The 3,877-nt window shown below is 69.7% G+C and carries 3 protein-coding genes; 2 read left to right on the top strand and 1 reads right to left on the bottom strand.

Annotation, left to right across the window (positions count from 1 at the left end):
• Positions 1-99: 99 nt before the first annotated feature.
• Positions 100-1,392 carry a GGDEF domain-containing protein gene (locus tag AC2W7M_RS21665; RefSeq protein WP_486134829.1) on the bottom strand — a complete coding sequence of 431 codons (1,293 nt, stop codon included), beginning with the start codon at positions 1,390-1,392 and terminating at the stop codon, positions 100-102.
• A gap of 297 nt (positions 1,393-1,689) precedes the next feature.
• Here AC2W7M_RS21665 and AC2W7M_RS21660 point away from each other — a divergent pair, with 297 nt between their 5' ends.
• Positions 1,690-2,616, top strand: coding sequence for a sulfite exporter TauE/SafE family protein (locus AC2W7M_RS21660; RefSeq protein ID WP_486134827.1), 927 nt, complete (start codon positions 1,690-1,692; stop codon positions 2,614-2,616).
• The gene (locus tag AC2W7M_RS21655) at positions 2,613-3,407 is read left to right on the top strand and encodes a TIGR02186 family protein (protein WP_486134825.1); all 795 of its coding nucleotides are present in this window, start codon (positions 2,613-2,615) and stop codon (positions 3,405-3,407) included. The genes AC2W7M_RS21660 and AC2W7M_RS21655 overlap by 4 nt, the downstream gene beginning before the upstream one ends.
• Positions 3,408-3,877: the final 470 nt, after the last annotated feature.

Here is a 3,877-nt window from a genome sequence, read left to right as displayed (position 1 = left end):
GACGCCCGCACGGCGTGGATGCCGCCCGCATGAGGCGCGCGGTCGGCGACCTCCTGGTGGCCCTCGCGGCCCAGGCGCGCTGAGCGGAGCGCCGCCGGCTCACGCCTCCATCAGGTCGATCCGGTCGCGGCCGCCATTCTTGGCGCGGTAGAGCATGTCGTCGGCGAGCTTCATGGCCTGGAAGGTCGCCATCGCCGAGGGCTGGCGCACCGCGCAGATGCCGATGCTCACCGTGAGCCGCTCGAGCCGCGGATCGACGCGCCGCCAGTCCACCATGCGCAAAGAGCGCCGCATGCTGCGCGCGATCGCCATGGCCTCCTCGCCGGTGGCATTGGGCAACAGCACGGCGAACTCCTCGCCGCCGTAGCGCGCGGCGACGTCCGCCGAAGGCGTGATCGCCTCCTGCACCGCCGCCGCCACCCGGCGCAGGCATTCGTCCCCCGCGGCATGGCCGAAATTGTCGTTCACCGCCTTGAAATGATCGAGGTCGATCAGCATCACCGCGATCGGTCCGCCGCCGCCGATGGCCTGTGCCCACTCTTCGCCCAGCGCCTGGTCGAACCGGCGCCGGTTGGCGAGGCCGGTGAGCACGTCGGTGGCGGCGATGGTGGCGAGTTCGTCCATCGCCCGCTTCAGTTCCGCCTGCTGGCGCTTCAGGACGGTGATGTCCGAATGGGTGAAGAAGCCGACGCCGCTGGCCGAGCGGCGCGCGATCACCCGCCGCCAGCGCCCGCCCGGCAGGCTGATCTCGAACGGCGCGCCGGCGAAGCGCAGGTTGTCGAGCACCGACGCCTCGGCGCCATGGTCCTCCTGGCCGGCCTTCAGGCATGCCTCGCGCACCACGTCGGCGAAGGTGAGGCCGATGACCGCGCGATCCTCCGGCACGTCGTAGAGCGCGCGGAACTCGTCATTGGTGGCGACGATCCGATCCTCGCCATCCAGCACCATGGCGCCGTCGGCGATGAAGTTCAGCAGGTCGATGGGAAAGTCCGCCCACAGCGCGCCGTGCGCGGGTGTCGCCTGCTCCGGCGCGATGTCCTGCCAGATGCGCACGCGGTGTCCGTCGCCGGTGGGCTGGGACGCGACGCGCAGCCGCCGGCCGAGATGGCTGAACACGAACGGACGCGTCTGGGACCGGTGGCGCTCGATTCCTTCGGCGATATAGCGCTCGATATTGGCCTGCTCGGCATCCGCAAGCCGCCCGCGATAGAAGCGCAGGAGGTTCTCGCGGTAGGGCTCGCCGGCATGGACATGGCCCGCATGCTCGGGAAAGAAGCGCAGGAACGCATCGTTCCACAGGACCGTCCGATCCTGCGCGTCGAACACGCACAGCGCCACGTCCAGGGTGTCCAGGACTTCGCCGAAGAACACGTAGGTTTCCAGATTCGGCACGGCGTCCTCTCGCCCGTTCGGCGCCCATGATTGCGCGCGGCCGCAACCGCAAACAAGCCGTGTTCCGTGGCCGCGCGACGCTATCCACCGCCAAGGCTCCGCGGCCGGACAGGCGGGGGAGCCCGGGCGGCGGACGCCGCAGCCGATGGGCCGCACGCTTGCTATTAAGCCCATTGATTTGATTTGATAAATTATTTCGGAGCCGAGGCGGAAGGGTCTTCAAATGCCCGCCTCCATGCCGTAAAGCGCCTGATATCCGCGCGCCCTTCGGCCCCGTCCCGTCATCAGGATCCCTCCGTGACGATCTACCTGCCCATCGCCGAGCTGCCGGTTGCCATCTTCACCATTTTCGCCATGGGTCTGGCGGTGGGCTTCATCTCCGGCATGTTCGGGGTCGGCGGGGGGTTCCTGATGACGCCCCTGCTGATCTTCACCGGCGTGCCGCCGACCGTGGCGGTGGCGAGCGTGTCGCCCTACATGGCGGCCTCGTCCTTTTCCGGCGCCCTGTCCTACCTGCGCAAGGGCATGGTGGACCTCACCCTGTCGGGGGTGCTGCTGTTCGGCGGCCTGGTCGGCACGGCGGCGGGCGTGGCCCTGTTCGCCTTCCTGCGGCGTGTCGGCCAGGTGGATCTCACCATCGCGCTGTCCTATACCGCGCTGCTCGGCGCCATCGGCGCGATGATGCTGACCGAGAGCGTGCGCGCGATCGCCCGGACGAGGCGCGGCGGCCAGCCCGAGGTGCGGCGCCCGGGCACCCATTCCTGGTTCATGCGGCTGCCGCTGAAGATGCGCTTCCGCCGCTCGCGCATCTATGTCTCGGCGATCCCGGTGGTGGCGCTCGGCTTCGTCATCGGCCTCCTGGGCGCGGTGCTGGGCGTCGGTGGCGGCTTCATCCTGGTGCCGGCGCTGATCTACCTGCTGCGCGTGCCGACCCAGACCTCGGTGGGAACCTCGCTGGTGCTCACCCTCGTCACCATGACCGCGGCCACCGTGCTGCATGCCGAGGCCAACGGCACGGTGGATGCGGTGCTGGCCCTGGTGCTGATGATCGGCGGCACGGTGGGGGCGCAGTTCGGCGCCCGCGCCGGCCAGACCATGCGGCCGGAATATCTGCGCCTGCTGCTCGGCCTGCTGGTGCTGTCGGTGGCGATCCGCGTCGCCGCCGATTTGGTGCGCCCGCCCGCGGACGCCTTCATTGTCGCACCGGTGGAGGGACCCCCATGAGCGGCACCCGCAGCCGTGCCTTCCCCCGCCTCGTCGCGGCGCTGCTCGCCGGGCTCGCGGCTGTGGCCGCCACCGGCGCGGCGCGCGCCGAGAGCGTCGTGCTGTCGATCTCCCAGAGCGAAGTGCTGATCACCTCCAGCTTCGCGGGCGCCGACCTCGCCATCTTTGGGGTTGCCGAGGCGCAGGGCGCGGGCGCCCCGCCGGCCGACATGGTGGTCACCGTGCGCGGGCCAGAGCAGACCTTCCTCACCTGGCGCAAGTCGCAGGTGATCGGGCTGTGGATGAACATCGACAGCCGCGCGTTCCTCGACGTGCCGGGCTTCCTGAGCGTCATGTCCAGCCGTCCGGCGGCGCTGTTCGCGACCCCCGAGGTGCTGCGCGCCGAGCAGATCGGCCTCGACCGCGTCCTGCTGGTCCAGCGGGTGGGGCCCGACTTCGCGGACGTGGTGCCCTCGGACCCGTTCCGCACCGCCTTCCTGCGCATCCAGGCGGCGCAGCAGCTCTACCAGGAGGACCCGCGGGGCGTCGTGCTGCTTGCGCCGAACGTGTTCCAGGCGCAGCTTCGTCTGCCCGGCCATGCCCCCATCGGGCGCTACGAGGTGCACGTGAAGGTGCTCCGGGACGGGCGCGTCACCGGAGCGGCGCGCACCCATTTCGATGTCGCGCGCACAGGATTCGAGCAGAGTATCGCGTCCTTCGCGCACACCAACGGCATCCTGTATGGTATTTCCGTGGCACTCGGCAGTCTCGTCGTGGGTTTCCTGGCCAACCTGCTGTTCCGGAAGGAATGACGGGGCGCGCCTCTACGATCATGGTCGCGCTCTCGATTCACGGCGCTTCGCTCATTGTACGCCGCCGCAGACCATTCAGTTACCAGTGGTTGAATTTGTCGGTGTTGATCGACATTTTTCGCTTGAAGTCGCATCACGAACTCGTCACAGAAGGCGCGAGGGTCCGACGCGTGGCCAATCTCCTTCGGGTGCCAAGCCCTGACCGGCGCCCGTAGGGACGGGGACGGTGCCTTGCGGCGCCGTCCCGGCTCCCTCCTCAAGAGGCGCGCTGCCTGCTCGGCCTGTTCCTGTCTCCTGCCCCTTCCCCACTCTTCTCGCCTCGCGCGCGCGAAAGCATTCGGCATCGCGCCCTGCGACCGCGGCGGCATGGCCATGCGGCGCCGATTGGGCATATGTCCTCCCGGCTCCCGCGGCGGGCTGCGCCGGATCGCGCGGGGCGCGGCGCCGGCGATCCGCCGGACGCCTCGCTT

It is taken from the genome of Xanthobacter sp. BG11Y11_SDJG (genome assembly GCF_057364445.1).
The sequence above is the reverse complement of the archived record's forward strand: the minus strand, read 5'-3'. Positions and strand labels throughout refer to the sequence as shown.

Coding starts and splice junctions, on each gene's coding strand:
- AC2W7M_RS21655 (WP_486134825.1), top strand. CDS start 2,613: ATGAGCGGCACCCGCAGCCGTGCCTTCCCCCGCCTCGTCGCGGCGCTG.